This window comes from Brevibacterium pigmentatum (genome assembly GCF_011617465.1).
Taxonomy (GTDB): Bacteria; Actinomycetota; Actinomycetes; order Actinomycetales; family Brevibacteriaceae; genus Brevibacterium; species Brevibacterium pigmentatum.
In genome coordinates this window covers 738683-764656 of sequence record NZ_CP050153.1, presented here as the reverse complement: position 1 = coordinate 764656, position 25974 = coordinate 738683, and the positions used below count along the sequence as shown (strand labels likewise).

The window sequence follows — 25974 nt, the reverse complement described above, 5'->3', positions numbered from 1 at the left end:
GATACACGCGAGTTAGTGCCGCATTGTTGCCTTAGGTCGGAAGTAGGGTGGGCCCATGACGAGTCGAGTTGGGGACCTCGTTGTCAAGGCCCAAGACCCAGATCGGCTGAGCCGATTCTGGTGCGAAGCGCTCGGATACGAGGTTTCAGCCAAGGACGAAACTGGAGTCGCGATCTCCGGAGCGTCGAATGCCCCGGCGATTCTCTTCGAGCGCTCGGACGATACTTTCGCGGATGGAACTCTGCATCTCGATCTGTGTCCTACCGACCGGAGTCAAGAAGACGAGCTCGAGAGGCTCTTGTCTCTAGGTGCGAAGCCAACTGACGTAGTGCCGTCAGGTAGCTGGTACGTCCTCGCGGATCCGGAAGGCAATAAATTCTGTCTCATGGCCAGGCGCATCCCAAGGGAGCCTGAAGACTTTCACGATTGATGCGGGCTAGTCGCGCAGCGCGGGAGGGAGCTCGACATTCAATTCTTGTCGGGTAGTCCATAAAAGAATGCGGAAATCGTGAACTCAGTACCGCCACGAAGTGTTGACAGAACACCGCCAATTATCGCTGAAGCTCACACGCTAGATTTAGCGGATCGCGGTTGCCTCGCATGTGTCTAACTGAGGTGTACTTTGCTGGACTCGGAGTGCTGGTGAAATGCTGGACTTGCGCTTAATCTTGGTGCATGGTGATCGAAGTGGACGGTGAAGACGCCGCAGCGCTCAGGCAAATCTGGCAGGTGACGGACCGAATTGCAGCAGCAGTCGCCCAGCCTCGCGAGGCTGCGCCGGGGACCAGCCTGAGTGAAGATGATCAGCTAACTCAGCTTGAGGGCCTAGCGAGTGCAGTCATATGGAAGTCAATGTCACTTTGCGTAGAGGGACTGCAAGCTTTCGCTGCACTCTGGCTGGGCAGTGAAGTACTCAGCCGTTCGACAGCATTCGGCTTTGCGCACCGCCCCGCCCTCATTGGGGCATGCCAAGCGGCCTGGATCCTCGGGGCCGACGGCCGCGATGAGCGCTTGAGACGCGTTCATAGTGTTGCTTTGACAATGACGAACGACGAACTGGATAGCAAGACTGATATCGCGTCTATGCAACATATCTTTCAAGACGACCGACGAGTCCGGCAGAGCGAGCTTGACGATCTAGAGAGACGGCGGTCGGCGCTCTCTCGCCAGCTAGGCGGCAACCCCATTTCCTTAACTCGGGTGTTCCGAGAACTGGCATTGGCGCTTCCTGCACATAGATTCTTCGCTAACGACGACGCAGAACAGCTTGGAGAAACACTGAGGGCACAGTGGCGAACTCACTCGGCAGATTGCCACGGCGGCGGCTGGCAGCATCGATTTTCCGATCCGCTATCCAGCAACGATGACCCTAATAGCCTTGAAGTGCGAAGGGAGGCCGACGTCGGAATGATCATCGCGAAGACCATGACTGCCGCAATGGTCGGCCTGACCGCGCTAGAAGACTGGCAGGAGCAGGCTGGCTTTCAAGTGGAGTAGGTCATAACAACATGGGCGGGACCCCTCCCGCCCCCGGTGCAACAGTACCGGTGGTACATAGCAGAACCGGATACTCCCACTTCAGAAGTTCACAGTTCACGCAGCCAAGCCGGACACACGACTTTCTCTAAACGCTTTATACCATTGCCAAGCGTGCCAGAAAATGCCAACAACAAGTATCGCTAACGTCGAGAATACTGAATGGAAAAGTTGAGTCTCGATCACCAAATCGATTCGAGTTCCGCTATATAGGGGCACAATTGTCGCCGCATATATGACCGTCAGGATCAGCGCGGCAAGACTAGCCGCAGTCAACCAGAGCATTGACTTCCATATGCCTTCGACTGCGGTCTTTCGAGCAACGAGAAAGGCAAGCCCGGTGAGGGCGAGACAAGCGGCCACTATGTATATGAAACCGAACCACGCCATAATTGGCGCCCACGGAGCGAACACCAGCGCCGCAACTACCACGCTCACCGCGTAGGCAACCAATAGAATTAAATACTTGGCGCGTAAGAAACTCCAAAGATTTCGCCTTCGGTCATTAACTTGACGGTGATTACTATTACCGTCCATAAGCGCAGATGTCCTCTCGCTATTCTCTACTCGTTGTAGTGCTCTCGGCTACGCTACCTGCCGTAAAGGCCAACCACAAGTGTCCTTACCCTTCAGTCGATTCGTGTGGGACTTCATCGCGGAGGCCGACAACCGGGTGGAGGCCGTTGGCTCTGCACGGATCCCTGAGAAGCCCACCGACCGCATGAGGATTTCAGCAGGACGAGACCACTGCCATCAGGGCAAGAGGCGCATCCGTGCTCGTCCAGATTTGAGAAGCTGGGCGAGAGTAAAGGTGGGTGGACCGGATGTTCCGGTCCGATCCCGGCGAAGGATCGAGTGAACTGGGATACCTGCCGTGAACTCGGAGAATTCGACGGCCCGCTCCGGGTCGGATGGGATTCGTGGCTCGTGGGCGATGCGCCACTTCGTCACGGTCCGTTGCCATGCCCACTTCCACGCCTTCGATTCAATGCCCTTGTTGGTAACCGGCCCTATGGGTCGGAGGTGCGCAGGGTTGACGCACGTACCGCGTCCGCATAGGTGATGCAGTTCGAGCCCACCCTTGTGGGGACCGAAGAATCGGACGTACAGGAACCGAGCAACGTACCACCGAAGGCCGTCACACCAAACCTGCGGTCGGTCGGTACCGTGATCGCGATTGTCTGCCCCGACGTATTCCCAGCAGCCATTTCCGAGGTCGATGATTGCTTGCCTGAGGTACGCCAGTGCCGAGGCAGTCCCTTTTGAGTTGTCGGTAAGATACCGGTCCTCGTGGGACCGGCAGTAACTCTTGTCCCGATTCTTCCCAAGCCTGACTGTGCCTGAGCACCCGGGGACATCGCAGATATTCTTGGATCGGCGATCGTGCCGAGATTTGCAGGTCGAGCACACGCGGAGTTCGCCGACGCGGTACCGACGACCAGCCTCTCGTTGGCATTCGTCGCACGGCTGCGACTGCTTGGCGGTCCCAGCTGGGCGACCTCGCCTTCTAGATGGCGATGATGCGGTCATTTAATTCGGCGCCCCTTTCATGGATCCTCGCTTGCCTAGATTCCAGGCGGGGAAACGCCCCTTCGCAGGACCATTCCCCTGGCCTCGTATATCTATTAATAGCGCCCTTCTTCGTCTCGTTGTTAATTGTCGGCTCATGGAGCCCGAGCGGAATGAGCTATCACTTCATACCGCAACTTCATCCGGGGTAGGCGATAAAGGTCTCGCCTGAGCTAGGTCCACGGGATGCTTGGAACTTGCCTCGCAGGAATTGTGCGCTCCCAACGCCTGACCTTTCGATTGCTAGGATGTTCGCATGGCATATGTGGACCTGCGCAAGATTGGCCGCGCACCGAGGAGCGGCAAAGTTCATGAGATCAACTACCGCGACTCCTCCGGGAGGCGCCGGTATGAACGCTTCCCGACTAAGCGGGAAGCTCTTGAGTTTGAAGCCAAGATCAAGCTGAACCTCGGCGGCGTGCGGGCCAGTAAGAGGTCCGAGCGGACAATAGTCAATGATGCCTTCGAGAAGTGGATGAAGTACCTTTCGATCCATGGCGGGAGATCTAACGACGGGATCTCCCCGTCAACGAGGTCAGGCTATGAGTCGATCCACGCTCAGTGGATCGCGTCGACGCTCGGCGAGATTCCGTTAGCGAAGCTCGACCGGGAGACGGTGGACGACTGGCGGATGACAATGGTTTCGGCCAACGGCATGGAGCCGTCGCCGCGTCAGCGCGGCGCGGCGGACGCCCAGCTCGCCCGTCTCCTCGCGTGGTGTCAGGACCAGGAATACATCTCTGATAATCCGGCCAAGACTCGATCCGGGGCGCCGGCCCCGCGTGCGAAGGTTCGGAAGAAGAAGCAGCACATCTACCTCGACAATCGGCAGGTGTGGCGTCTCGCAGCGCACGCGCCGGACGAGACTACCCGCAACATCATACTGACAATGGCAACTACCGGACTTCGCTTTGGAGAGGTCGCGGCATTGACTGCCGGTGATCTCGACCCCGACACCGGAGAGATACGTGTCCACCGCGCCTACGCAATGGATCGCGGCAAGCTTTATATCGCCCGAACGAAGTCTCATGAGGAGCGGACCGTCATGGTCGCCGGCAACGTCCTGACTCTCCTCGCTGATCGAGCGTCAGCATTGATGCCCGATGATCTCCTCTTTACGACGCTGACAGGGCGCCCGATCAACAGGGATAACTGGGCGGATCGCAAGTTTGGGAAGGCGGCGAAGGCGGCTTCGACTGCCGTTGCCAGGCTCCAGGGGAATCTTGGTGTGAAGGAGCACAAGGGTCCGCGCGCGTGGTTTGGGCCAAAGACTGCCGCTGCAGTCGAGCGGGCGCAGAAGATTTCGAGCTTCGGTGTTGCTGGGATCGGTGAGCAGCAGTTCGATGCCGCGCTCTCCGTTCTGGGTGAGACCGTGAAGATCGTTGACCTTCGGGAGGGTGACATCGACTTCCCGACGCCGACCCCGCATGACATGCGCCATACGGCGGCGTCTGTTGCGATCCGTTCTGGGGCATCGGTGAAGGCGGTCCAAGCCATGCTGGGGCACTCCTCAGCGAAGGTCACCCTCGATACCTACGCGGGTCTGTTCCCGAGCGAACAGGCAGCGGTCGCCACGGCGATGGCGAACGCCCTCTCAATGCCCGAGTGACAAGAGGCGCACATCCCATTCTTTTAGCAATGGATGTTTTTTGGATGTTTTGCGTTACTCATCCCTTCGACTACCTACGAATACATCTAAACTGAAAATCGAAAGGTCACCGGATCGACGCCGGTCGGAGCCACTACACGGAAGCCCCGCTTCCCAGTCCTGGACTGGGAAGCGGGGCTTCTTCGCATCTGCGGGCACCTCTTGAAATCCGAATCAACTGGAGTAGGTTGAAAGTGAGTTCGATGACCCGCCCACGTCGTGGTGGTGCAGGGTGAAAGGAGAGCACGATGACGAACAATCCGACGATTCAGGAACTCAGCCACGAGGACAGGTCTTTCCCACCCCCAGCGGACTTCGCCGCCGCAGCCAATGCCCAAGCTGTCGAATACGAGAAGGCGGCCGCCGACCGCATCGGCTATTGGGAGGAACAGGCACAGCGCATCAGCTGGGAGACTCCCTTCGACACGGTCCTCGACTGGTCGGACAGGCCCTTTGCGAAGTGGTTCGTGGGCGGACGGCTCAATGCCGCATACAACTGCGTCGATCGCCATGTCGAGAACGGCCTCGGCGATCGCGTGGCCTACTACTTCGAAGGCGAATCCGGAGACACCCGCACCATCACGTACTCCGATCTTCTGCGCGAGGTCTCGAAGGCCGCGAATGCGCTCACCGAACTCGGAGTCAAGACCGGCGACCGCGTCGCGATCTACATGCCGATGATCCCGGAGACGGTGTTCGCCATGCTCGCCTGCGCCCGCCTCGGCGCCCCGCACACCGTCATCTTCGGCGGCTTCTCCGCCTCGGCGATCGCCGACCGCGTCAAGGACTGCGGAGTCGAGTTCATCATCACCGCCGACGGCGGCTATCGCAAGGGCAAGCCCTCGGCCCTCAAATCCGTCGTCGACGAGGCGATGGAGGACTGCCCCGAGGTGCGCAACGTCCTCGTCGTCCGCCGCACCGGCCAGGACGTGGACTGGAATGACGACCGTGATCTGTGGTGGCACGAGGTCGTCGATCGACAGCCGGAGATCCACACTCCGGAGGCCTTCGATTCCGAGCATCCGCTCTACATCATGTACTCCTCGGGCACGACCGGAAAGCCCAAGGGCATCATGCACACCACGGGCGGCTACCTCGTCGGGACCTCCTTCACCCACTGGGCGGTCTTCGACATCAAACCGGACAAGGACGTCTTTTGGACGGCCGCGGACATCGGCTGGGTGACCGGCCATTCGTACATCGTCTACGGTCCCCTGGCCAATGGGGCCACCTCGGTGCTCTATGAGGGAACACCGGACACCCCGCACCGAGGCCGGTGGTGGGAGATCGTGCAGAAGTACAAGGTCTCCATCCTCTACTGCGCACCCACGGCCATCCGGTCGTTCATGAAATGGGGCCGCGACATCCCCGCTCAGTACGACCTGTCCAGCCTGCGCCTGCTCGGCAGCGTCGGCGAACCGATCAACCCCGAAGCATGGATGTGGTACCGCGAGCACATCGGCGGCAACCGCTGCCCCGTCGTCGACACCTGGTGGCAGACGGAGAACGGCAGCATCCTCATCAGCCCCCTGCCGGGCGTGACCGAGACGAAGCCGGGCTCGGCGATGCGCCCGCTGCCCGGGATCGTCGCCGACGTCTTCGACGACGAGGGCAATTCGGTCGAACCCGGAAACGGCGGATACCTCGTCGTCAAGGAACCATGGCCGTCGATGTTGCGCACCCTGTGGGGCGATGAGGAGCGGTTCAAGAAGACCTACTGGTCGCAGTACCCGGAGGTGTACTTCGCCGGGGACGGTGCGAAGATCGACCGCGACGGCGATTTCTGGGTCCTCGGCCGTGTCGACGACGTCCTCAACGTCTCCGGGCACCGGATGTCGACCGCGGAGATCGAATCCGCCCTCGTCGCTCATCCGAAGGTCGCCGAGGCGGCCGTGGTCGGCGCGAAAGACGAGATGACCGGCCAGGCGATCGAGGCATTCGTCATCCTGAGGGAGAGTGCAGACGACGGCGGGGACGATGTCGTGAACGATCTGCGGTCTCATGTGCGCTCCTCGATCGGTCCGATCGCGACTCCGCGCTCGATCATGATCGTGCCCGATCTGCCGAAGACCCGGTCGGGCAAGATCATGCGGCGGCTGCTCAAGGACGTGGCCGAGAACCGCGAGGTCGGCGATGTCACGACTCTCGCGGACTCCTCGGTGATGGACCTCATCCAGAAGGGCATGAAGGAGAGCTGATCCCCCGGCCGACGGGCGATTTTCGAACCCGCCCTTGCGTGACCCACGACACACTGATGTACTGTTGAGTAACATCTCGTGGGACCCGCAAGGGCGGGTTCTGTACGAGACAGACCGCACTGAAGCCTAACTGCAAGGACGCATAGACATGACGCGTGGAACGAAGATCGCCGGAAGCCGCATCCTCATCACGGGAGCCGGCAGCGGAATCGGACGGCTCATGGCCCTCGAAGCCGCTGACCGCGGAGCCGCCGAAGTCATCATCTGGGACCTCTCGGCCGAGACCGGCGAGGCTGTCCGTCAGGAGATCGAAGCCAAGGGAGTTCGCGCCCGCACCTTCTCCGTCAATGTCGGAGATTCCGCCCAGGTCGCCTCCACCGCGCAGGACGTCGGCGACATCGACATCCTCGTCAACTGCGCCGGCGTCGTCACCGGAAAAAAGCTCCTCGACGCCGACGAGGCCGCGATCCGACGTACCTTCGACGTCAACACCATGGCCCTGTACTGGACGACGAAGGCGTTCCTGCCCGGCATCCGGGAACGCAACCACGGTTCGATCGTCAATATCGCCAGCGCAGCGGGTCTGACCGGTGTGGCCAAGCAGACCGACTACTCGGCGAGCAAGTGGGCCGCCGTCGGCTTCACCGAATCCCTGCGGGGCGAGCTGCGCGCAGAAGGCAGCCGAGTCAACACCCTCGTCGTCTGCCCGTTCTACATCAACACGGGGATGTTCGCCGGCGTCCAGACGAAGTTCCCCCGCCTGCTGCCGATCCTCGAAGAGAACAACGTGTCCACTCAGGTCATCGACTCGATCGAATCCGGTCGTGAGCAGCTGGTCATGCCCTCACTCGTGCGCCTGGTTCCGGGTGTCCGCCTCCTGCCGACCCGCGCGTTCGACGCAGTGATGGACTTCCTCGGCGTCAACCAGACCATGGACCACTTCACCGGCCGAACCGGCGGCGACAGCCCCCGCAGCCGTCGTGCGGCACGCAGGCGCCAGCCGGCAGGAGTCTGACTCAGGCTCTGGTGTCCCTGCCTCTCCCGCGTTCCGGGTCCACAATGGAATCAGGGAACCACGGGAAGGAGTTGGCATGGCGATGACCGATCTCGTCCTCGAAGGCGGAGGGGCGAAGCTGCCGGGCCTGGTCGGCGCGGTCGAGTCCCTCGCCGACGCAGGCTACGACTTCCACCGGATCGCCGGCACCTCGGCCGGAGCCATCGTCGGTGCGCTGACCGCGGCGGGGATCGCCCCGCAGACGCTTGAGCAGAAGGTCCTCGAACAGGATTTCACCGAGTTCGAGGACCTTCCTCCTGTCTTCCACCTCGTCCCCTGGCTGGGGCGAGTACAGGGACTGCTGCTGCACAAGGGAATGTATGTGGGAGAGGCGCTCCATGACTTCCTCGCCTCGGCATTGGCCGATCAGGGGGTGCGCACGTGGGGTGACCTCAAACTCGACGATCCGGGCAGCGCGATCCCACCTGAGCGGTCATATCGGCTCGTCGTCATCGTCTCCGATGTCTCCCGCGGCCGCATGCTCCGCCTGCCCTGGGACTACGAAGAGGCCCTCGGTGTCGATGCGGACAGCCAGTCCGTCGCCGAGGCGGTGTGCGCCTCAGCGGCCAGTCCGTTCTTCTTCCGTCCGCGAGCCCTGCCTGCCCGGCCGGACATCGCCGGTGGAGACTCCGTGCTCGGCGCCGACGGCGGACTGCTCTCGAACTTCCCCGTCGACGTCTTCGACCGCAAAGACGCAAAGCCTGCACGGTGGCCGACCTTCGGTGTCATGCTCTCCGCCCGGCAGACAGCGGCCGCCGAATGGCGGCCCAACGCGACAACCTTCCAGTACGCGAAGTCCCTGGTGTCGACGATGCTCAATGCGCACGACCGGCGACACATCGATGACCCCTCGGTGACCGAGCGGACGGTGTTCGTCGACACGACCGGCCATAGCAGCACGGACTTCGCTCTCACTGACGATGACAAGCTCGACCTCATCTCGTCGGGCCGAATGGCCGGAGAGAAGTTTCTGGCCCAGTGGGACTGGCAGGAGTGGACGGACCGTTTTGACCCGAAATGATCCTGACCCCCCATGGCCTGCGACCGAACGACGTGTCAGAATGAGGGTCCGACCCTGATTGCGAGTGAAGGAGAGATCATGAGCGAGTTCGACGCGGATGCAGCAGACCGGCTGGAAGACGACCCCATCCTCGATGATCCCGAGCTCGACGAACCGACGGCCGATGAGTTGGATGATCCCGAACTCAGCGCCGCCGAGGCCGAGGCCGACCAGGTCGACGCCGACTCCGACATCGATTCAGACATCGATGACGAACCCGGCGAAGCCCCCGTCGAACCCGGTGCGGAGGGGCCCGAAGGGACCGGCATCGAAGGCGCCGACGATGTGCTCGTCGACGACGCCGGCTGGGAAGACGAGAACGAGGCCCCCGACCTCTCGGACGAGTTCAACACCGATCAGTCGCCCGCAGCGGAACAGGGAAACCGCGTCGGCGACGAGATGGTCTCCGACGGCGATGACGACTTCGAGGTCGCCGAGCTCGACGGGGATGACCTCGATGTCGATGCCCTGGCCGATGACGGGACCGAGCAGGTCTCGGTCATCGACGGCATGCCCGAAGTCATCGATGACTCATATCAGGAGGACTGAGCTCCACCCCCTCCGTCCGTGGCAGGCTCCCATGTGTGAGGACTGAAGGGGAACGGAGTCTCCCATGCCACCCGGATCCCCGCGTCGTCAATCGACGTCCACCGCGAGCACGAACTTCGAACTCCCCCACGTCGGCACAGGTCGCCCCGTCCATCGCCTCGGTGTCATCGCCACGGTCGCCACCTTCGGCGGTCTGCTCTTCGGCTATGACACCGGAGTCGTCAACGGAGCCCTCGAGCCTCTGAGCGAGGACTTCGGCCTGACCGCGCTGAGCGAAGGCCTCGTCGTCGCCTCCCTCATGGTCGGTGCTGCCTTCGGCGCCGTGTTCGGCGGCCGCGTCGCCGACGCCTGGGGCAGGCGCAAGACGATCCTGGCCCTGGCCGGAGTCTTCATCCTCGGCACTCTCGGCTGTGTGCTCGCGCCCGCTGCCGCGTTCCTCATCGGCGCCCGCTTCGTCCTCGGACTCGCCGTCGGCGGCGCCTCCGCGACAGTGCCGGTCTACCTCGGTGAGATTGCTCCGTCGGAGAAGCGCGGCAGCTACGTCACCCGCAACGAGGTGATGATCGTCGGCGGACAGCTCGCCGCCTTCATCATCAACGCCGCGATCTTCAACTTCTTCGGACACATCGACTCGATCTGGCGCTGGATGCTGCTCGTGGCCCTGGCACCTGCGATCGCCCTCCTCGTGGGCATGATCTTCCAGCCCGAGAGCCCGCGCTGGCTGATCTCGCAGGGACGCGCCGAGGAAGCACTGGCCGTGCTCAAGCAGGTCCGCTCCCCCGAACGCGCCGAGGCCGAGATCGCCGAGGTCACCCACCTCGCCGCCGAGGATGCGAAGGAAGCCACAGGCGGACTCTCCGACCTCGGCACTCGGTGGGTGCTGCGTCTGGTCCTCATCGGCGCCGGACTCGGCTTCTTCCAGCAGCTGACCGGAATCAACTCGGTCATGTACTACGGCACTCAGCTGCTCACGAGCGCGGGCCTGGATTCCGGTGTCGCAATCATCGGCAACATCGCCAACGGCGTCTTCTCGCTGGCCGGCATCACCTTGGGCATGTACCTGCTCAACAAGCAGCCGCGCCGGGTCATGTTCCTCACCGGCTACGCCCTCATCGCAGTCTTCCACACACTCATTGCGCTGACCGCGGTCATCGTTCCGCCCGGACCGGCACAGGCCTGGACGGTGCTCGCCTTCCTCGTCCTCTTCGTCTTCTCCATGCAGGGAACGGTCGGCCCGCTGACGTGGCTGATGCTCTCCGAGATCTTCCCGATGAAGATCCGGAGCTTCGCGATGGGCATCTGCGTGTTCGTGCTGTGGATCATGAACGCTATCGTCGCGCAGTTCTTCCCGCCGCTCATCGAGGCCATGGGCATGACGGCGACCTTCGGCATGTTCGCCGGCATCGCCGTGATCGCCTTCGTCTTCCTGGCGCTGATGCTGCCGGAGACGAAGGACAAGGACCTCGCGGAGTTCGAACGCGAGTTCAAAGCCGAGTACGGACGCAGATAAGGAGCCTCCATGTCAGTCGCCGTCGCCGTCACCGACAGTCCCGAAGGCCGTCAGGCACTCGAATCGGCCATCGCCGAGGCGCAGAACCTCGGCACCGGGCTGCTGCTCATCAACCTCACCCTCCACGATTTCGTCGCCGACGAGATCCCCTCCGGGCTTGAGGTCACCGTCATCAACCGGTCCGGGCGCGGGGATCGCGACCCGGTCACCGCCGTCATCGACGAACTGGACGATCACCCGGAAGTCGACCGGCTCGTCCTCGGTGTCCGTGCCCGGTCGCGCGTTGGCAAGGTGATCCTCGGGTCGGTCGCGCAGCGCCTCATCCTGCGCTCCCCCGTCCCCGTGCTCACCGTCCGGCAGGACGGACGCTGACTCAGCCCAGTTCGGTGAACGCCCGGTACGACAGCACGTTCGCCGTCTGCGCAGGGCGGTCGCCGGCGAGGATCTGCAGTGAACTCAGCGCCTCCGACATCGCCGCGCGATAGAGCAGCGATCCGGTGCTGATCCGGGCCACTCCCGCCTCGGCGAGGCTGGACCGCGAATACCGCGCGCTGGCCAGCACATTCACCGGAACCCGGCTGCGTGCGGTGATCGTCTCGATCGTCTCGAGGTCGAGGTTGCCGGGGACGAAGATCCCGTCGGCACCCGCATCGGCATAGGCGTCGATGCGGCTGGTGACCTCGCCGAGGTTGTCCTGGCCGATCCAGAACGTGTCGATCCGCGCATTGACGAACAATGCGGGGAACGCCTCCTTGATCGCCGTCACCTTCGCTGCCAGCGCCGAGGCGTCGCTCATCCGGCCCTGTCGCGAGTCCTGGATGTTGATGCCGTCGACGATGAGCCCGGCCGCGGGGTCGGCGGCGAATGTCTCATGCACGGAGTCGACGACGGATCCGGGGCCGTCTCCATAGCCGTCTTCGAAGTCGCAGGTCAGCGGCAGGTCCGGCAGCGTCCGGCGCAGGGCTGCGGCGAGACTCGCGGTTGCGGTGAGGGTTTCCCGATCCTCATCGGCGGCGCCGATGGCCGCGGCGACGCCCAGACTCGTGGAGCCGACGGCCGGGTGCCCCGCCTCGGCGAAGAGCCGTGCACTGGCCACGTCCCAGGCGCAGGGCAGGATGAACGGGTCGCCGGGGACGTGCAGTTCGCGGAAGGCTTTCGCGGTGCCGGTGAGTGCAGTCATCGTCGGTCTCCTTTGGTCGATGGCGGATTGTTCGCTGGCGGTCAGAGATGATCTCGCTGTGCGCTGAGCACCCAGTCGAGGCGGTCGCGTCCGTCCGCAGTGATCGTCAGGGCTCGCGAGTGCGGGCGTCGCAGAATCCACCCGCGGTCGAAGAAGGTGCGGCAGATGTCATCGCCGAGGCGACCGCCGAGGTGGGAGCGGCGCTCCGTCCAATCGAGGCACCGGCGCACAAGGGGTCGCGACGAGGTCGTCGGTCGTCCGACATCGAGTCCGAATGCCTCGGCGAGCCCGGCCCTCCCGGATTCGCTGATGGTGAGTGACGGATCGATCCATTCTCGCTGCATCAGTGCGGAGAAGAGCTGAGTTCCGAACCGGCCCGCGATGTGTCGGTAGCAGGTGCGGGCTTCGATGAGCTGACGGTCACGGGTCTTCGCAGCCAACGTCGGTGCTGCGGTCATCGATCCGCCGGCCAGAGCTCCGGTGTGCTCCAACCAGTCGGCTGCGTCGGTCGAGGCGATCTGGACATAGCGGTGTCGCCCCTCCCGTCGCTCGGCGAGAATATCGTGGTCGATGAGGACGTTGACGTGTTCGGACAGTGACGACATCGGAATCGACAGGGCACGGGAGAGCTCGGTGAGCGTCCAGGCACGACCGTCGAGGAGGCTGGCACAGATCATCACGCGCCTCGGGTCGGCGATGGCCGACGCCAGAGCGGCGATGGTCGGTGCGGACTCCGGGAATCTCCTCGTCATGCCACCATCGTATGGCTGTGTTGTTTCGGTGCTGCCCGAAATGTCGCGGCTGCGCGCTGTCGGGGCGAGCCCGGCACCGCCTCGGCGATGGCCTAGGCTTGACTGCGGGAGTTTCCGTCCGAGGTGAGGGGGCATGCGTGGCCGATACGACAGAGGGCACCGAGGCGGCCGACCGACTCGAATCCGCACTCACCGGCAGGATCGATCCCGGTACTCTCGACGAGATCGCCGGTCTCGCCCGGCAGGTCCCGCGCGCCGAGATCGCTCGCCTCGTCCATACCTCGACCCCGCTGCAGTCGGCGATGCTCTTCCGCGTGCTGACGAAGGAGGAGGCGCTCGACGTCTTCGAGGACCTGCCTCCGGCCTACCAGGCCGAACTCATCGGCAATCTCCGCGAACCCGAGGTCGCCGATATCGTCGAGGGCCTCGACCCCGATGATCGCGCCGAACTGTTCGGCGAACTGCCCGCGAGCGTAGCCAGCCGCCTGATGAAGGGGTTGACCCCGGACGAACGAGAGATGACCTCGGCGGTGCTGGGCTACCCGAAGTCCGCGATCGGTCGGTACATGTCTCCGGAGGTGCTCGGCATCCACGAGGATTGGACGGCGGCCCAGGCGATGGAGGTCGTCCGCGCCCGCATCGACGGACCCGAGACCGTCTACCTGCTGCCCGTCGTCGGTCCCGGCAGGGTGCTGCGGGGAGTGGTGTCGCTGCGCAACCTGCTGGCCGCCGATGAGGACACGATCATCGAAGACATGGTGCGTGATTCGCTGAGCACCCATGCGCTGACCGACCGTGAGGTGGCCTCGCGTGAGTTCCTCTCCCACCGGCTCATTGCGATGCCGGTGACCGATGAGGAGGAACGGCTCGTCGGCATCCTCACCATGGATGACGTCCTCGACATCGTCGACGAGGAGGACGCGGAGGACCTCGCCCGCGGTTCCGGTACGGAGCCGCTGGATCGCTCCTACCTGTCCTCGACCATCATCCGGCTGGTCAAGAGCCGCATCGTGTGGCTGCTCGTCCTCGCCGTGTCCGCGATCCTCACCGTCCAAGTCCTCGAAGTCTATGAGAACCGTCTCGATCAGGTCGTCGTCCTCGCCCTCTTCATTCCGCTGCTCACCGGCACGGGCGGCAACACCGGCAACCAAGCGGCCACGACCGTCACCCGTGCCCTGGCCGTCGGTGAGGTACGGGTCCGCGATCTCGGGCGCGTGATCTGGAGAGAGCTGCGGGTGGGCGCGGTGCTCGGTACCGTGCTCGGCACATTGGGCTTCATCATCGCTGGGCTCGTCTATGGTTGGGCGATCGGACTGGTCATCGGCCTGACCCTGCTGTCGGTGTGCATGATGGCCGCGACGGTGGGCGGTCTGATGCCGATCATCGCGAAGAAGGTCGGGGCGGATCCGGCGGTGTTCTCCAACCCGTTCATCTCGACATTCTGCGATGCCACGGGCCTCATCATCTACTTCACGATCGCCACGACGGTGCTCGGCCTGAGCTGATCGGGTTCGGGCTGCCTCAGCCCGACCATGCCTCCCACAACTCGGCGTACCGTCCGCCGGCGGCGACGAGTTCGGCATGAGTGCCTTCCTCGACGACGCGTCCGTGCTCCATGACGAGGATCCGGTCGGCCTTCTCCGCCTGACTGAGCCGGTGCGCGACGATGAGCGCGCCACGGCCGGCAAGGGCCGCCTCGGCGGAGGATTCGAGGACATGGGCTCCAGCCGATCCCGCCTCGGCGGTGGCTTCGTCGAGGATCGCGAAGTCCGGGTCGGCCAGCACCAGGCGGGCGAGCGCGATCGTCTGTTCCTGGACCGCGGACAGGCGGACCCCGCCCTCCCCGATCTGCGTGTCGAGGCCGTTCGGCAGGGCTGTCACCCACCCGGCGCCGACCACGTCCAGAGCCTGCCGCACATCGTCGTCGCTCGCGTCCGGACGCGGCAGGCTGATGTTGTCACGCAGGCTGCCGGAGAAGGTATGCACCTCCTGCGCGACCATGGCGATATGCCGGCGCAGCGCGGATTCGTCCATCGATCCCACGTCCACCCCGTTCGCCGAGGTGGCCCCGCCATCCGTGAGACGTGCCCGTCCGCGACCGGGGGCTGACAGTCCCGCGGCGATCTTCGCCAGCGTCGTCTTCCCGGCACCGGTGGTGCCGACGACGGCGATGTGCTCACCCGGCGCGATGCTCAGGTTCACCCCGCGCAGCACATGATTGTCCGTGTCCGGGTCCGTGTCGTAGGAGAACCACAGGTCCTCGAGCACGAGCCGCGGGGCGGCGGGCGCGGCCTGGGTCGAGCACTTCGACGCGGTTCGGGCTTCGTCGCTGACTCCGACCATGCGGGTCAGGGAGGCGCCGGCCGATTGGACCTGGTCGAAGAGTCCGACGAGGGCGCCGATGGGGTTGAAGAGGCGGTGGAAGACCAGGGCCGCTGTGGTCACGGCTCCGGCGGTGGACTCGCCGAACCAGACGAGGACGAAGCCGGCGATGAGGAGCAGTGAGAGGACGACCGCCTCGGCGCGGTTGTTGCGGCCGAAGGCCCGGGTGACGAATCGGAAGACGTCGATCGACAGGTTGCGGGCATGCGCGGAGGCGGAGTCGATGCGTCGCATCTCCCCTGCCTCGGCACGATAGGCGCGCAGGGTCGCACCTCCGGTGAGTCCGCCGAGCAGGCGCCCGGCACGCCTGCCGAAAGCCGCGCGTTCCTCTTTGTAGATGGGTTCTGATCTGGGCAGATACCAGCGCAGGGTGAGCCAGTACATCGGCACTGCGACGAGCCCGGTGAGGCCGAGACGCCAGTCGATGGCGGCCAGGCCGAATGCGGAGACCACCACGACGAGGAGGGATTCGACGACGAGCGGCAGCACTTGGCCGGCGGCCTCGCCGATCTTTCGCGAGTCGTCAGCGACGCGGGAGACGAGGTCGCCGGTGCCGGTGCGTTCGATCCGCTGTGACTCGAGCGTCAGGGCGGAGTCGACGACCTCGGTGCGCAGTTCGGCGACGACGGGCATCGCGATGCGCGCGAGTGCCCAGGCGCCGATCCATGTGCCGGCGGCCATGACGATGCCGGCGATCGCGACGGCGATGGCACACGTCCACACGAGTTCTGGGCCGGCTCCGGCGGGGAGTTCGTCGACGAGACGGCCGATCGCCCACGGCCCGACGAGACCGGCACCGGCATTGGCCAGTCCTGCGACGACGAGGAGGACGATCCAGCCGGCTCGGCGGCGCAGCAGCGGGGCCAGGTGGGCGAAGGAGCGACGCCGCGAGGCGATCGTCAGGGTGGTGTTCATCGGTGCCGTCATCGGGTCACCGCATCTCGGTAGGCTTCCGCGCTGTCGGTGTCTGTCTCGAGGAGGTCGGCATGACGGCCCACGAGCAGGCAGCCGGACGTCGGGCGATAGACGACGGTATCCGCGGCGGCGAGGAAGGCTGGCGAGGAGGTGAGGATGATCGTGGCCTGTTCTCGTGTCCGGCGGCGCAGTCGGCAGAGTCCCTGGGCGATCCTCGCTTCGGTGACGGCGTCGACGGCGGTCGTGGGTTCGACGAGGACGAGGATCTCGGGATCGGCGTGGAGCGCACGAGCCAATGCGACGCGCTGCCGCTGACCGCCGGAGAGGTTCCCGCCGAGTTCCTGGATCCGGTAGTCGAGACCGCCGTCGACGAGGTCGAGCAGCTCGTCGACTCCCGAGGCGGTGAGCACCTCCGCCGAGATCGGCGGGTGTTCGGCTACGTCTGTGCGGTCGTCGGTGTCTGCGCTGTCGTCGGCGACGACCATCGTGATGTTCGATCCGATGGTGCCTTCGAACAGGTCGACGTCGTGGGGTGCGACGAGCATCCGGGCGGGGCCGAGACTCCGGGCATGGGAGGTCAGCTCAGCCAGCAGCACGGCAGCGTCCTCCGCGTCGTCGGAGACGATGCAGGTCAGCGAACCGCCAGCGGTGGTGAGTTCCCGGGACTCGGCGGTCGGCGGCCATCCGGTGATGGTGATTCCGGATTCGGTGGTGGTCACGCTCGGGCGGATATCGGCGGCATCACGGGTGGTGGGGGCCGCCTCGGCGAGGGCGTCTGTCGTATCGGTGCTGGCCGCAGCATCGAGGCTGGTGAGCAAGCGAGCGATCCGTTCGGCGGCGCCATGGGATTGGGCGAAGAGGCCGACGATCTCGGCGAGTGCGCGCATGGGCTCGGTGAGGAACGCGGTCATGCCGAGGATGCCGATGAGGGCGCCGACGCTCATCTGGCCGTCGATGAGGCGCAGGCCCGCGACGACGAGGACGATCGCCAGGACCGCGGACATGACGAGCGCACCGAGACCGGCCAGGCGTCCAGTCCTCTCACCTGTGGCGATGCCGGCGTCGGCGGCCGCATCGGAGGTGGCGCGATAACGACGCACCGCCCACGGCTCCCCGCCCATTGCCTTGATCACGCGCAGTCCGTGCATGAGGTCGGAGGCCGAGCGTCCCGCCGAGGCGACGGCGTCGAGCTGCGCGGCTGCCCGCGCCGAGACGGACCGGCCAGGCAGGGCGACGATGATCAGGCCGATGGGCACGGCGATGAGGACGACGAGTCCGGTCACGGGGTCGGCGATGAGGAGGAATATCGCTGCGGTGATCATGCCCAGCACCGAAGCGATGCCGCGTCCGGCCTGTTGGAAGGACGCGGCCGCGGCGTCGGCATCGGCCGAGGCGATGGACAGGACCTCACCCGAGGTGCGGTCGGCCGGCAGGTGTGATGCGGTCAGGGCTGCGTGTGTGATCTCGGCACGCAGGGCGTGGGCTTCGTGCTCGCGGGCGGAGTTGCACAGACGTGCACCGAAGCGGTAGCCGAGGCTGAGCACGGTGAAGAGGATGCCGAGGCCGATGATGGAGATGATGAGAGCCGGGATCGACAGCGGGATGATCGCACGGTCGACGATGATTCCGATCGCCACCGGCACAAGCGCTTCGCAGACCTGCCATACCGACAGCGCGCCCGATCCGCCGAGCAGTTCACGGATGCGCCGACGGGCAGCTCGGCGCAGCAGCTGCGCACCAGTTTCAGGGATCTTCGGCACGAAGGCTACCCTAACAAATTCGGCGGGGCGGCGGGGCGGCTGGACAGCTGACTGCCAGGGCGGGACCCTAGGATGACTCCATGACTTCTCCGATCGATTTCGGCGTTCCCGCTCTCACCGGGCGTACGGCCCTCATCACCGGCGCGAACAGCGGACTCGGCCGGGTCACTGCCCGGGTTCTGGCCGGTCGAGGAGCTCATGTCGTCCTGGCCGTGCGCAACCGTGCGAAGGGTGAGGCCGCCGCAGCGACGATGCCGGGCAGCACCGAGGTGCGCGACCTCGACCTCGCCGACCTGTCCTCAGTACGCGATTTCGCGGCGGACTTCACCGCACCGGTCGATCTCCTCATCAACAATGCGGGGATCATGATCCCGCCCCTGTACCGGACCGTCGACGGGTTCGAATCGCAGTTCGGGACGAACCACCTCGGGCATTTCGCCCTGACGAATCTGCTGCTTCCGCAGGTGCGTGAGCGCATCGTCGCCGTCTCCTCCATCGCCCACCGGTTCGGCACGATCGATTTCGACGACCTTCAGTGGAAGAGGCGACCGTATCGGCCGATGGCCGCCTATGGTCAGTCGAAGCTTTCGAACCTGCTTTTCGTCTCCGAACTTCAGCGCAGGCTGTCCGAGCGCTCATCCTCGGTGATCGCGACGGCCGCCCATCCGGGTTTGGCGGCGACGAACCTCTTCAACTCCAGCGACGACGGTTCCCTGGACGCTCGAGTCAGCCGTGCGTTCACCCGGGTGGTCGCTCAGAGCGAGCAGGGCGGGGCACGGCCGATCCTCTGTGCCGCTGTCGCCGATCTGCCCGGTGGCAGCTACATCGGGCCGACCGGTCCGCTCGAGATCCGTGGAAAGCCTGGGTTCGCATCCCGTTCGGCGAAGTCCACCGACACCGAGGTGGCTCGCCGACTATGGGCGGTCTCCGAAGAGCTGACCGGGGTCACGTTCCCGGAACTGTGAGGATTGCAGTTTACTGCGGTGACTAGGGTGGGTCCATGACGACTCTGCGCAATGTGCACATCATCGATGTCGACACCGCTGCCATCGGCGATGCCGTCGACATCGACTTCGCCGACACGATCACGACGATCCCCCCTGCCGAGGACCCGTCTGCGGAGTCGAACGGATTCGTTCTGCCGGGACTCATAGACACCCATGTGCACCTGAAATCACGGGAGCCGCTCGTCGGTGCTCTTCGCCCGGGGCTGACGACGCTCGTCGATCTCGGGACGCATCCGGACTCGTTTGTCGACGATCTCCGGTCCAACCGCGGAATCCCGGGGATCGTCAGCGCCGGATCGGCCGCCTCGGCGCCGGGGAGCTCACAGATCGAGGTGATGGGATTCCCTGTCGAATCCGGTGTCACCGGGCCCGACGATGCCGGCCGGTTCCTCGACTGGAGGGAGGCCGGCGGAGCCGATCTCATCAAGATCATCATCGAGGATCCGGACGCCACCGAGGTGCCCGCCCTCGATATTCCGACCCTGCGGGCGCTCGTCGACGGAGCCCACGACCGGGAGCTGCTCACCGTCGCCCATGCGGTCACTCCGGGGGCGTTCGATCGCGGCCTCGAAGCCGGTGTCGATGTGCTCACGCATGTCCCTTTCGGGGCACGGCTGAGCGAGGCGACGATCTCTCGGATCGTCGAGACGGGTACCATCGTCTCACCCACTTTGGTGATGATGCGTGCGATTGCCGATGCCCGCCTCGGCGAGAACGCCGATTCCGCGTTTGCCCTCGCCCTGTCGAATGTGCGCGCCCTGCATGCAGCGGGGGTTCGGATCATTGCGGGCACCGATGCGAACGAGACGCCATTCGCGCCCGTGCCCCACGGGGCGTCGCTGCACGATGAGCTTGGCTATCTGATCGACGCCGGGATGACTGCCGCCGAGGCGGTCCGGTCGGCCACCTCGGGCGCAGCCGATGCGCTCGGGCTGAGTGGACCGGGGGCGGATCGTCGAAGGCGGCCGTGCGGATCTGCTGGTCATCGGGACCGATCCGCTGGCTGAGCTGGACGGTCTGCGCACCCCCGCCGAGGTGTGGGTCGGCGGGGTGCAGGTCAGCAGCTGATCGTGGATACCGGCCGACCGCGGCTCGGATCAGATCACCGGAAGGCCTGCTGGCCGGTGATGTGGCGGCCGAGTCCCCCGAATAGTTAACTCATCAATAAGTATCCAGCGATTCAACTTTGAGACTCATCTGAGATACGCGTAGCAAATTCTGTCAAAGACTCAGCGAGTCGGAGTGCGCTGGCGCTCAGTCCCAAGGTTTCGTCTGGCGAACTGTGTGGATTCACGCTTCCTGATTTGAACGAGCGCGAACCGTCCTGGGCACTGGCCCCTGCATCGACATCGAAAACGACCTGATCGCCTCTGTGCCAGGTGCAGAAGTATTCTATGGCTGACCCTGCAGAATCGAGACTGGTGCCTTCTAGCACCAGCAATGGAGCGCCGATTGGCACGGACATTTCGGCAGCCACAGATCCCGAAGCTGCGACTGCTCGCACTTGCCTGCGCCCAGCGGAAACGGGGACCCCATAACGCGCTGCGAGAGTCGCGTGCAGAGAGACATTCACAAGGTCGCTGGCCTGCAGTCCCGGCACAGTCGACCTTGCCAACCACGTGTGGATAAGTGCAATCGGCTCGGTTCCGACACTGCGCAGACGCAATAGCGACACGAGATCCGAAGTCCCTAGAGCCGCCTCTGCCCGAGGATCAGCATCGCTCTCGAGGCGAAGAACTTCGGTAGTAACTTCGTCGTCGGAGGTAGCGATCTGAGCAGACAGTCCAGACATCTTCTGAACCGCCCGGTGATGCTCATGCTTCGGCGCAACAACGCTTCCTTGTCCTCGGCCTCGTTGGATCAGACCATCACTGGTGAGCCCCGACAGCGCCTGCCTGACTACCGACCGGGAGATTCCAAATCGCTCCTGGAACTGAGCTTCAGTAGGCAATCGAGTCCCAGGAGGCAGCTGACCACCTGCAATTGCAGTTCGCACCGTATCGCCTAGTTGCCTGTGCAATGGGACATCGGACGCAGGGTCGAGTCTGGTGGGAGACTGATCATCGATCCACATGATTCTCCTCTGTCCGAACGGAGACCTTCGGCTGACTCACCCGGCCGGATCAGAATATCTCACATCACTTGCGCGGCATCCCACACGACACCCCATTCGGGGGCCAGAGCAGCGGCGCGTTCGATAGACAGCACAAGGCTGGCCTCGCGTGCGATTCCCCGACCTGCGATATCGAAGGCAGTGCCGTGGTCGACGGACACGCGAACTACGGGCAGGCCGACTGTGATGTTGACTCCGTCATCGCCGTAGACAGCCTTGAACGGAGCGTGACCTTGGTCGTGGTAGCAAACGACAACGAGATTGACCTTGCCGCGCACCGCAGAGGGAATGAGAGCATCGCCGGGGAGCGGCCCCTCGACGTTGAGCCCGGAGTCCTTCGCCGCGGCGACGGCTGGCGCGAGCACATCGGCATCCTCGTTACCGAACAGGCGGTTCTCCCCAGCGTGCGGGTTGAGTCCGGCAAGTCCGATCAGCTCGTCCGGAGTACCCATCGATTTGGCAAACGCGCCTGCGAGTTTGAGGACGCTGAGCGTGCGATCGTAGGTGATGTCCTCGATCGCCTGGCGCATTGATACATGTGTGGTTAGGTGAAAGAAATAGAGGTCTCCCGCGGAGAGGACTAAAGAGTAATCCTTGACACCGAACTCATGGGCAAGCAGCTCGGTGTGGCCGGGGAACTGGTGACCGCCAGCGTGCATCGCGGCTTTGTTCAGCGGTGCAGTGACGATGCCGTCAACGTCCCCGGCTTTGGCCAGTCGACACGCTTCGACGACGTACCGATAAGAACCGTCCCCCGCAGCTGCGCTGAGCTCGCCGACGACGACATCGCTCAGATCCTGACCGACCTGAACGACCTCCACGGTGCCGGGAATGTTGCGAGCTTCAGCAGGCGAGTTGATCTCTCGAACTGCCGAGGCTTCCCCTCCAACTGCTTCGACTCCCCGCCGGACCGAGGCCACATCGCCGATGACGACCGGCACGCACTTCTCACGCAGATCGTCGTGTCCGAGAAGTGACTTCGCGGTGATCTCGGGGCCGATCCCTGCAACGTCTCCCAAAGTGATGGCCAAAACAGGTAGTGACATTATTCTTTTCCTTCTAGCTCGATGCCAAGCAGATCTGCAGCGATGTGTGCAACATCAGGGAGGCGACCGAAGCCGCCGGCTTTCGTGACGACAGTTGTCCCGTGGCGATTCCCGCCGTCGATGGTGCCGATCGGGATGCCCTCCCGCACCGTCGAATGAATAAGAAGGCCGCGCGCGCCGAACCGGTTGAGCACTGCTCGCGCTCCTTCACCGCCCAACAACATGAGTCCTGTCGATGGATCCGACCCGGTGAGCTCGGCCGTTGTCTCCGCGATAAATTCTGCGACTAGGTCCGTGTGAACTGTCCGTCCAGCTGGGGCATCGATGACGACGACAGGCGCAGATGAGTCATCTGCGCGCACCTCTTCCAGCCATACTCGACGTGATTCCCGGTGCAGGATCTGCGTCAGATCAGGCTTCCAGACTTCGACTGTTCCAGCCATTGACTCAGTGAGTGCGACGATCTGCTCCCGGGTCACGGTGTGCAGAGAACTAGCCACGATAACAAGTCGACGGCAGCTCTGCACGACCCATTCTCGGGATTCCAGTTCTGAGCCCCAGACAGTTGAGAGAGCGGAAGCCAATCCAGCAGAGCCGACAGGAATGACGGTGCCGCCGAACTCTGCGACCACCTCCGCAATGGCACTGAGATCGTTGTCAGTGCGAGCGTCCACAGTCAGGGACGCGGCGCCCGAGTCCTGGGCTCTTTTGATGGCACGCCTCAGCTGCTCGTGCTCGATGGAGCCGTTGAAAGCTTCGCTGTCAGGCAGGATTTCCGCTACAACTGAGGTTGTCACCGGCGTGACCGGGTCGTTTCCAATGGCTGTCTCGTCGACCGGGATACCGTCGACGAGCAGCCTCCCTCCGATGACGGTCCGACCCATCGCCGGGTAGGCAGGGCAGACAAGGGCCACCGCTTCCGGTTGTCTAGTCTTCCATCCAGCCAGGGCGCCGTCGATCTGCGCGGCGACGGAGCCTCTCAGGGTTGAGTCGATCTTGAGGAAGAGGCGCTGATCTTGACCGGCGGTACCCGTGAGCACTGCTTCCCGCGTCAGTTGACTTGCTTCGTCGTCGTTCATGGCACGAGCGTCGGTGACTCGTGCACTCACCGTCCCGTTCGACTGATTCTCGCTGACGGACTCGTCGAGTTGCAGTCGCGCCTGCCAACCGGCACGTGCGAACTGCACGGACGCATCAGTTGCTCCAGTCAGGTCGTCGGCGACGACCAGGACTGCCGGGGTGGTCACAGTCCCTCGGGGCGCAGCGGCGCTGACTGGGTATTCTCGCCCTGAACTTTGAGTCCGCCCTCCCGTTTGAGAACCCAAGCAGCGAGGAGCGGAGCGAGAACGGCGGAGACGAGAACTGCCGAGGCGACCTGGGCTGTTGCGACTTCGACGTAGGGTTCGAATGTCGGATCAGCGCCAGCGATGATCGCAGGGGTGGCGATGGCGTTTCCTGCCGTCGTCGCCGAGGCAATTCCGATTCCGGACTGATTGCCTCGACGGATGATCCACCGGTATCCGAAGTACGCCAGAGTTCCGGTGAAGAGAGTGGCAAAAGCGCCGACCAGAAGGCCCGAAAAACCACCAGTGACAACGTTTCCGAGATCGATTCCGGTTCCGAGGGCAAAGGCGAAGAACGGGATCACCATATTCGGAATCGGACGCATGATCTCGGTCCACTTCTCATCAAGATTGCCGACGATGATACCGAGAACGAGCGGGATCACTGCAGCCAAAAGCAGAGTGTAGGGAATGTCGGCAAGTCCTGCCGCGCCGAGAAAGAGCATTGAGAAGAAGGGACCATCGTTGATGGCTGAAGCCATATACGCTCCCCGATCACGGGCATCTCCATAGCGACCGGTGAAGGCTAGCCACAAACCGCCGTTGCTGTTGTCCATGGTGACGATCAGCGCGAGGATCGAAACTCCCAGGATTCCATCGATTCCGAAGAAATGCCCCAGGAGGACAACCAGCGCGGCGGGGACGAGTGATTTCGTCAGGAGAATCGTTCCTGCTGTGGCCAGGACCGGGCCCGAGGTCTTCAGCGTGATCTGCATCCCGGTTGCGAAGATGAGGATTCCGATGAGCGGCAGAGCCGAATCTTTGAATAGCGCTGTTGTGAAGTTCCCAAGGTCAAGGAATCCGGGGAAGAAGGTCCCGACGATAGAGCCGAGGATGAGCGGAATGAGCATGATTCCACCCGGAATCCGATTCATCCCATCGAAAAGCGGAATGCGACTTTTGACCTGCGATTCGGCAACCATGACGAATCCCCTTTGCAAGAAGTGATGTGAGAGCATCATCGTTAGTTTGTACGTACACAGTGTACGTACAAACTAACGATGCGCCAACAAAGCCCTGCCCCGGACCGTGTAGCCCGCCTCTGCCTCAACCCACTCAGCTCATCTGAATGCCTGCTCCCCGGTGATGTGGCGGCCGAGGATGAGTGTGTGGACCTCGTCGGTGCCTTCGTAGGTGCGCACGGATTCGAGGTTGTTCGCGTGCCGCAGCGGTGAGTATTCGAGGGTGATGCCGTTGCCGCCGAGCATCGTCCGGGCCTCACGGCAGATGGCGATGGCTTCGCGGCAGTTGTTGAGTTTGCCGACGGAGATCTGCACGGGTTCGAGCGTGCCGGCGTCCTTGAGGCGTCCCGTCTGGATGGCCAGGAGGGTGCCCTTCTGGATTTCGAGGGCCATGTTCACCAGCTTCTCCTGAGTGATCTGGTAAGCGGTGAGCGGCTTGTCGAACTGAAGGCGGTTCTGCGCGTAGTCGAGCGCCACTTCGAAGGAGTCGCGGGCCGCGCCCATGGCGCCCCACATGATTCCGTAACGGGCCTCGTTGAGGCAGGAGAACGGACCCTTCAGTCCCGTGACCTCGGGCAGGACCGCCTCGGCGGGCAGTTCCACGTCTTTGAGGTCGATATCGCACTGGATCGACGCGCGCATCGACAGCTTCTGCTCGATCGGAGTGGCGGTGAAGCCGGGAGCATCGGTGGGCACGAGGAAGCCGCGGATGCCGTCGTCGGTGGCTGCCCAGATGACCGCGATATCGGCGATCGAGGCCAGGCCGATCCACCGTTTGGCACCGTTGAGCGTCCAGCTTCCGTCGGCATTGCGGGTAGCGGTGGTGGCCATCGAGGCGGGGTCGGATCCGGCGGTCGGCTCGGTCAGCCCGAAGCAGCCGATGATCTCACCCTTGGCCATTCCGGGCAGGTAGCGGTTCTTCTGCTCTTCGGAGCCGAATTTGTGGATGGCCGACATCGCCAGCGATCCCTGCACGGAGACGAAGGTGCGCAGCCCCGAGTCGCCGGCTTCGAGTTCGAGGGCGGCGAGACCGTATTCGACGGCTGAACGTCCCGGGCAGCCATAGCCCTGCAGGTGCATGCCGAGGAGGCCGAGCTCGCCCATCTCACGCACGATCTCGGTCGGGAAGATCGCGCCTTCGTACCATTCGGCGATGTTCGGCCGGATCCGCTCGTCGACGAAGGTCCGGACCTTCGCGCGCAGCGCCAGCTCTTCGTCGGTGAGGAGCCCGGCGAGGTCGAGCAGGTCTGAGGGGTCAAAGGCGGTGTCTGGGGTGGCTGGGTTGTGTGCAGTGTCTGCAGTCATGGGTGTCTCCTTGGGCATTGGGTTCGTCTTCAACAGTGCCATCGGTATTACTCAGAGTCCAAGAGGTAATATCGAAGAGATTAAG

General features: G+C 63.8%; 22 protein-coding genes. 12 read left to right on the top strand and 10 right to left on the bottom strand.

Annotation, left to right across the window (positions count from 1 at the left end; genetic code table 11):
- Positions 1-55 precede the first annotated feature (55 nt).
- Both GUY30_RS03280 and GUY30_RS03275 read left to right on the top strand, forming a co-directional pair.
- Entirely contained in the window at positions 56-430 is a 375-nt protein-coding gene (locus tag GUY30_RS03280; RefSeq protein WP_092106884.1) for a VOC family protein, read from the top strand.
- A gap of 245 nt (positions 431-675) precedes the next feature.
- Positions 676-1497 carry a hypothetical protein gene (locus GUY30_RS03275; RefSeq protein WP_062861018.1) on the top strand — a complete coding sequence of 274 codons (822 nt, stop codon included), beginning with the start codon at positions 676-678 and terminating at the stop codon, positions 1495-1497.
- Positions 1498-1593: 96 nt separating this feature from the next.
- Here GUY30_RS03275 and GUY30_RS03270 read toward each other — a convergent pair whose 3' ends face one another.
- A complete protein-coding gene (locus tag GUY30_RS03270; RefSeq protein ID WP_167194068.1) occupies positions 1594-2073 on the bottom strand; it encodes a hypothetical protein in 480 nt (159 codons plus the stop codon).
- Between the two features lie 1288 nt (positions 2074-3361).
- On the opposite strand from GUY30_RS03270, the gene GUY30_RS17740 reads away from it, so the two are divergent.
- The 7 genes from GUY30_RS17740 (at position 3362) to GUY30_RS03235 (ending at position 11496) form a co-directional block, all read left to right on the top strand.
- A complete protein-coding gene (locus GUY30_RS17740; RefSeq protein WP_208091477.1) occupies positions 3362-4714 on the top strand; it encodes a tyrosine-type recombinase/integrase in 1353 nt (450 codons plus the stop codon).
- A 287-nt stretch (positions 4715-5001) separates the two neighbouring features.
- On the top strand, positions 5002-6951 hold the full coding sequence (gene acs / locus GUY30_RS03260) for an acetate--CoA ligase (RefSeq protein WP_167194066.1): 1950 nt from the start codon (positions 5002-5004) through the stop codon (positions 6949-6951).
- Between the two features lie 148 nt (positions 6952-7099).
- Positions 7100-7966 carry an SDR family oxidoreductase gene (locus GUY30_RS03255; protein WP_062245263.1) on the top strand — a complete coding sequence of 289 codons (867 nt, stop codon included), beginning with the start codon at positions 7100-7102 and terminating at the stop codon, positions 7964-7966.
- Between the two features lie 76 nt (positions 7967-8042).
- A complete protein-coding gene (locus tag GUY30_RS03250) occupies positions 8043-9026 on the top strand; it encodes a patatin-like phospholipase family protein (protein WP_167194064.1) in 984 nt (327 codons plus the stop codon).
- Positions 9027-9104: 78 nt separating this feature from the next.
- Entirely contained in the window at positions 9105-9614 is a 510-nt protein-coding gene (locus GUY30_RS03245) for a hypothetical protein (RefSeq protein ID WP_025780602.1), read from the top strand.
- A 64-nt stretch (positions 9615-9678) separates the two neighbouring features.
- A complete protein-coding gene (locus GUY30_RS03240; RefSeq protein WP_167194062.1) occupies positions 9679-11124 on the top strand; it encodes a sugar porter family MFS transporter in 1446 nt (481 codons plus the stop codon).
- Positions 11125-11133: 9 nt separating this feature from the next.
- The gene (locus tag GUY30_RS03235) at positions 11134-11496 is read left to right on the top strand and encodes a universal stress protein (protein WP_167194060.1); all 363 of its coding nucleotides are present in this window, start codon (positions 11134-11136) and stop codon (positions 11494-11496) included.
- Position 11497: 1 nt separating this feature from the next.
- Here GUY30_RS03235 and GUY30_RS03230 read toward each other — a convergent pair whose 3' ends face one another.
- Both GUY30_RS03230 and GUY30_RS03225 read right to left on the bottom strand, forming a co-directional pair.
- A complete protein-coding gene (locus GUY30_RS03230) occupies positions 11498-12304 on the bottom strand; it encodes an isocitrate lyase/PEP mutase family protein (RefSeq protein WP_167194058.1) in 807 nt (268 codons plus the stop codon).
- A 41-nt stretch (positions 12305-12345) separates the two neighbouring features.
- The gene (locus GUY30_RS03225) at positions 12346-13056 is read right to left on the bottom strand and encodes an ArsR/SmtB family transcription factor (protein ID WP_167194056.1); all 711 of its coding nucleotides are present in this window, start codon (positions 13054-13056) and stop codon (positions 12346-12348) included.
- Between the two features lie 137 nt (positions 13057-13193).
- Between GUY30_RS03225 and mgtE the strand changes: the two genes are divergently transcribed.
- A complete protein-coding gene (gene mgtE, locus GUY30_RS03220; RefSeq protein ID WP_167194054.1) occupies positions 13194-14561 on the top strand; it encodes a magnesium transporter in 1368 nt (455 codons plus the stop codon).
- A 16-nt stretch (positions 14562-14577) separates the two neighbouring features.
- Here the strand turns inward: mgtE and GUY30_RS03215 are convergent, their stop codons facing one another.
- Together GUY30_RS03215 and GUY30_RS03210 are read right to left on the bottom strand one after the other, a co-directional pair.
- The gene (locus GUY30_RS03215) at positions 14578-16353 is read right to left on the bottom strand and encodes an ABC transporter ATP-binding protein (RefSeq protein ID WP_228281655.1); all 1776 of its coding nucleotides are present in this window, start codon (positions 16351-16353) and stop codon (positions 14578-14580) included.
- An 8-nt stretch (positions 16354-16361) separates the two neighbouring features.
- On the bottom strand, positions 16362-18113 hold the full coding sequence (locus GUY30_RS03210; RefSeq protein ID WP_167194050.1) for an ABC transporter transmembrane domain-containing protein: 1752 nt from the start codon (positions 18111-18113) through the stop codon (positions 16362-16364).
- 80 nt (positions 18114-18193) lie between these two features.
- Between GUY30_RS03210 and GUY30_RS03205 the strand changes: the two genes are divergently transcribed.
- Positions 18194-19078, top strand: coding sequence for an oxidoreductase (locus tag GUY30_RS03205; protein WP_167194048.1), 885 nt, complete (start codon positions 18194-18196; stop codon positions 19076-19078).
- Between the two features lie 35 nt (positions 19079-19113).
- On the top strand, positions 19114-20127 hold the full coding sequence (locus GUY30_RS03200) for an amidohydrolase family protein (protein WP_167194046.1): 1014 nt from the start codon (positions 19114-19116) through the stop codon (positions 20125-20127).
- Between the two features lie 173 nt (positions 20128-20300).
- On the opposite strand, the gene GUY30_RS18160 is transcribed toward GUY30_RS03200, so the two are convergent.
- The 5 genes from GUY30_RS18160 to GUY30_RS03175 all read right to left on the bottom strand — a co-directional run bounded on the left by GUY30_RS18160 (position 20301) and on the right by GUY30_RS03175 (position 25889).
- Complete coding sequence (locus GUY30_RS18160) at positions 20301-21194, bottom strand: GntR family transcriptional regulator (protein ID WP_167194044.1); 894 nt, start codon at positions 21192-21194, stop codon at positions 20301-20303.
- A 59-nt stretch (positions 21195-21253) separates the two neighbouring features.
- Entirely contained in the window at positions 21254-22279 is a 1026-nt protein-coding gene (gene pdxA / locus GUY30_RS03190; RefSeq protein WP_167194043.1) for a 4-hydroxythreonine-4-phosphate dehydrogenase PdxA, read from the bottom strand.
- A complete protein-coding gene (locus GUY30_RS03185; protein ID WP_167194041.1) occupies positions 22279-23526 on the bottom strand; it encodes a four-carbon acid sugar kinase family protein in 1248 nt (415 codons plus the stop codon). The genes pdxA and GUY30_RS03185 overlap by 1 nt, the downstream gene beginning before the upstream one ends.
- The gene (locus GUY30_RS03180) at positions 23523-24545 is read right to left on the bottom strand and encodes a 2-keto-3-deoxygluconate permease (RefSeq protein ID WP_167194039.1); all 1023 of its coding nucleotides are present in this window, start codon (positions 24543-24545) and stop codon (positions 23523-23525) included. Before GUY30_RS03180 ends, GUY30_RS03185 begins: the two co-directional genes overlap by 4 nt.
- 138 nt (positions 24546-24683) lie before the next feature.
- On the bottom strand, positions 24684-25889 hold the full coding sequence (locus GUY30_RS03175) for an acyl-CoA dehydrogenase family protein (RefSeq protein WP_167194037.1): 1206 nt from the start codon (positions 25887-25889) through the stop codon (positions 24684-24686).
- Positions 25890-25974: the final 85 nt, after the last annotated feature.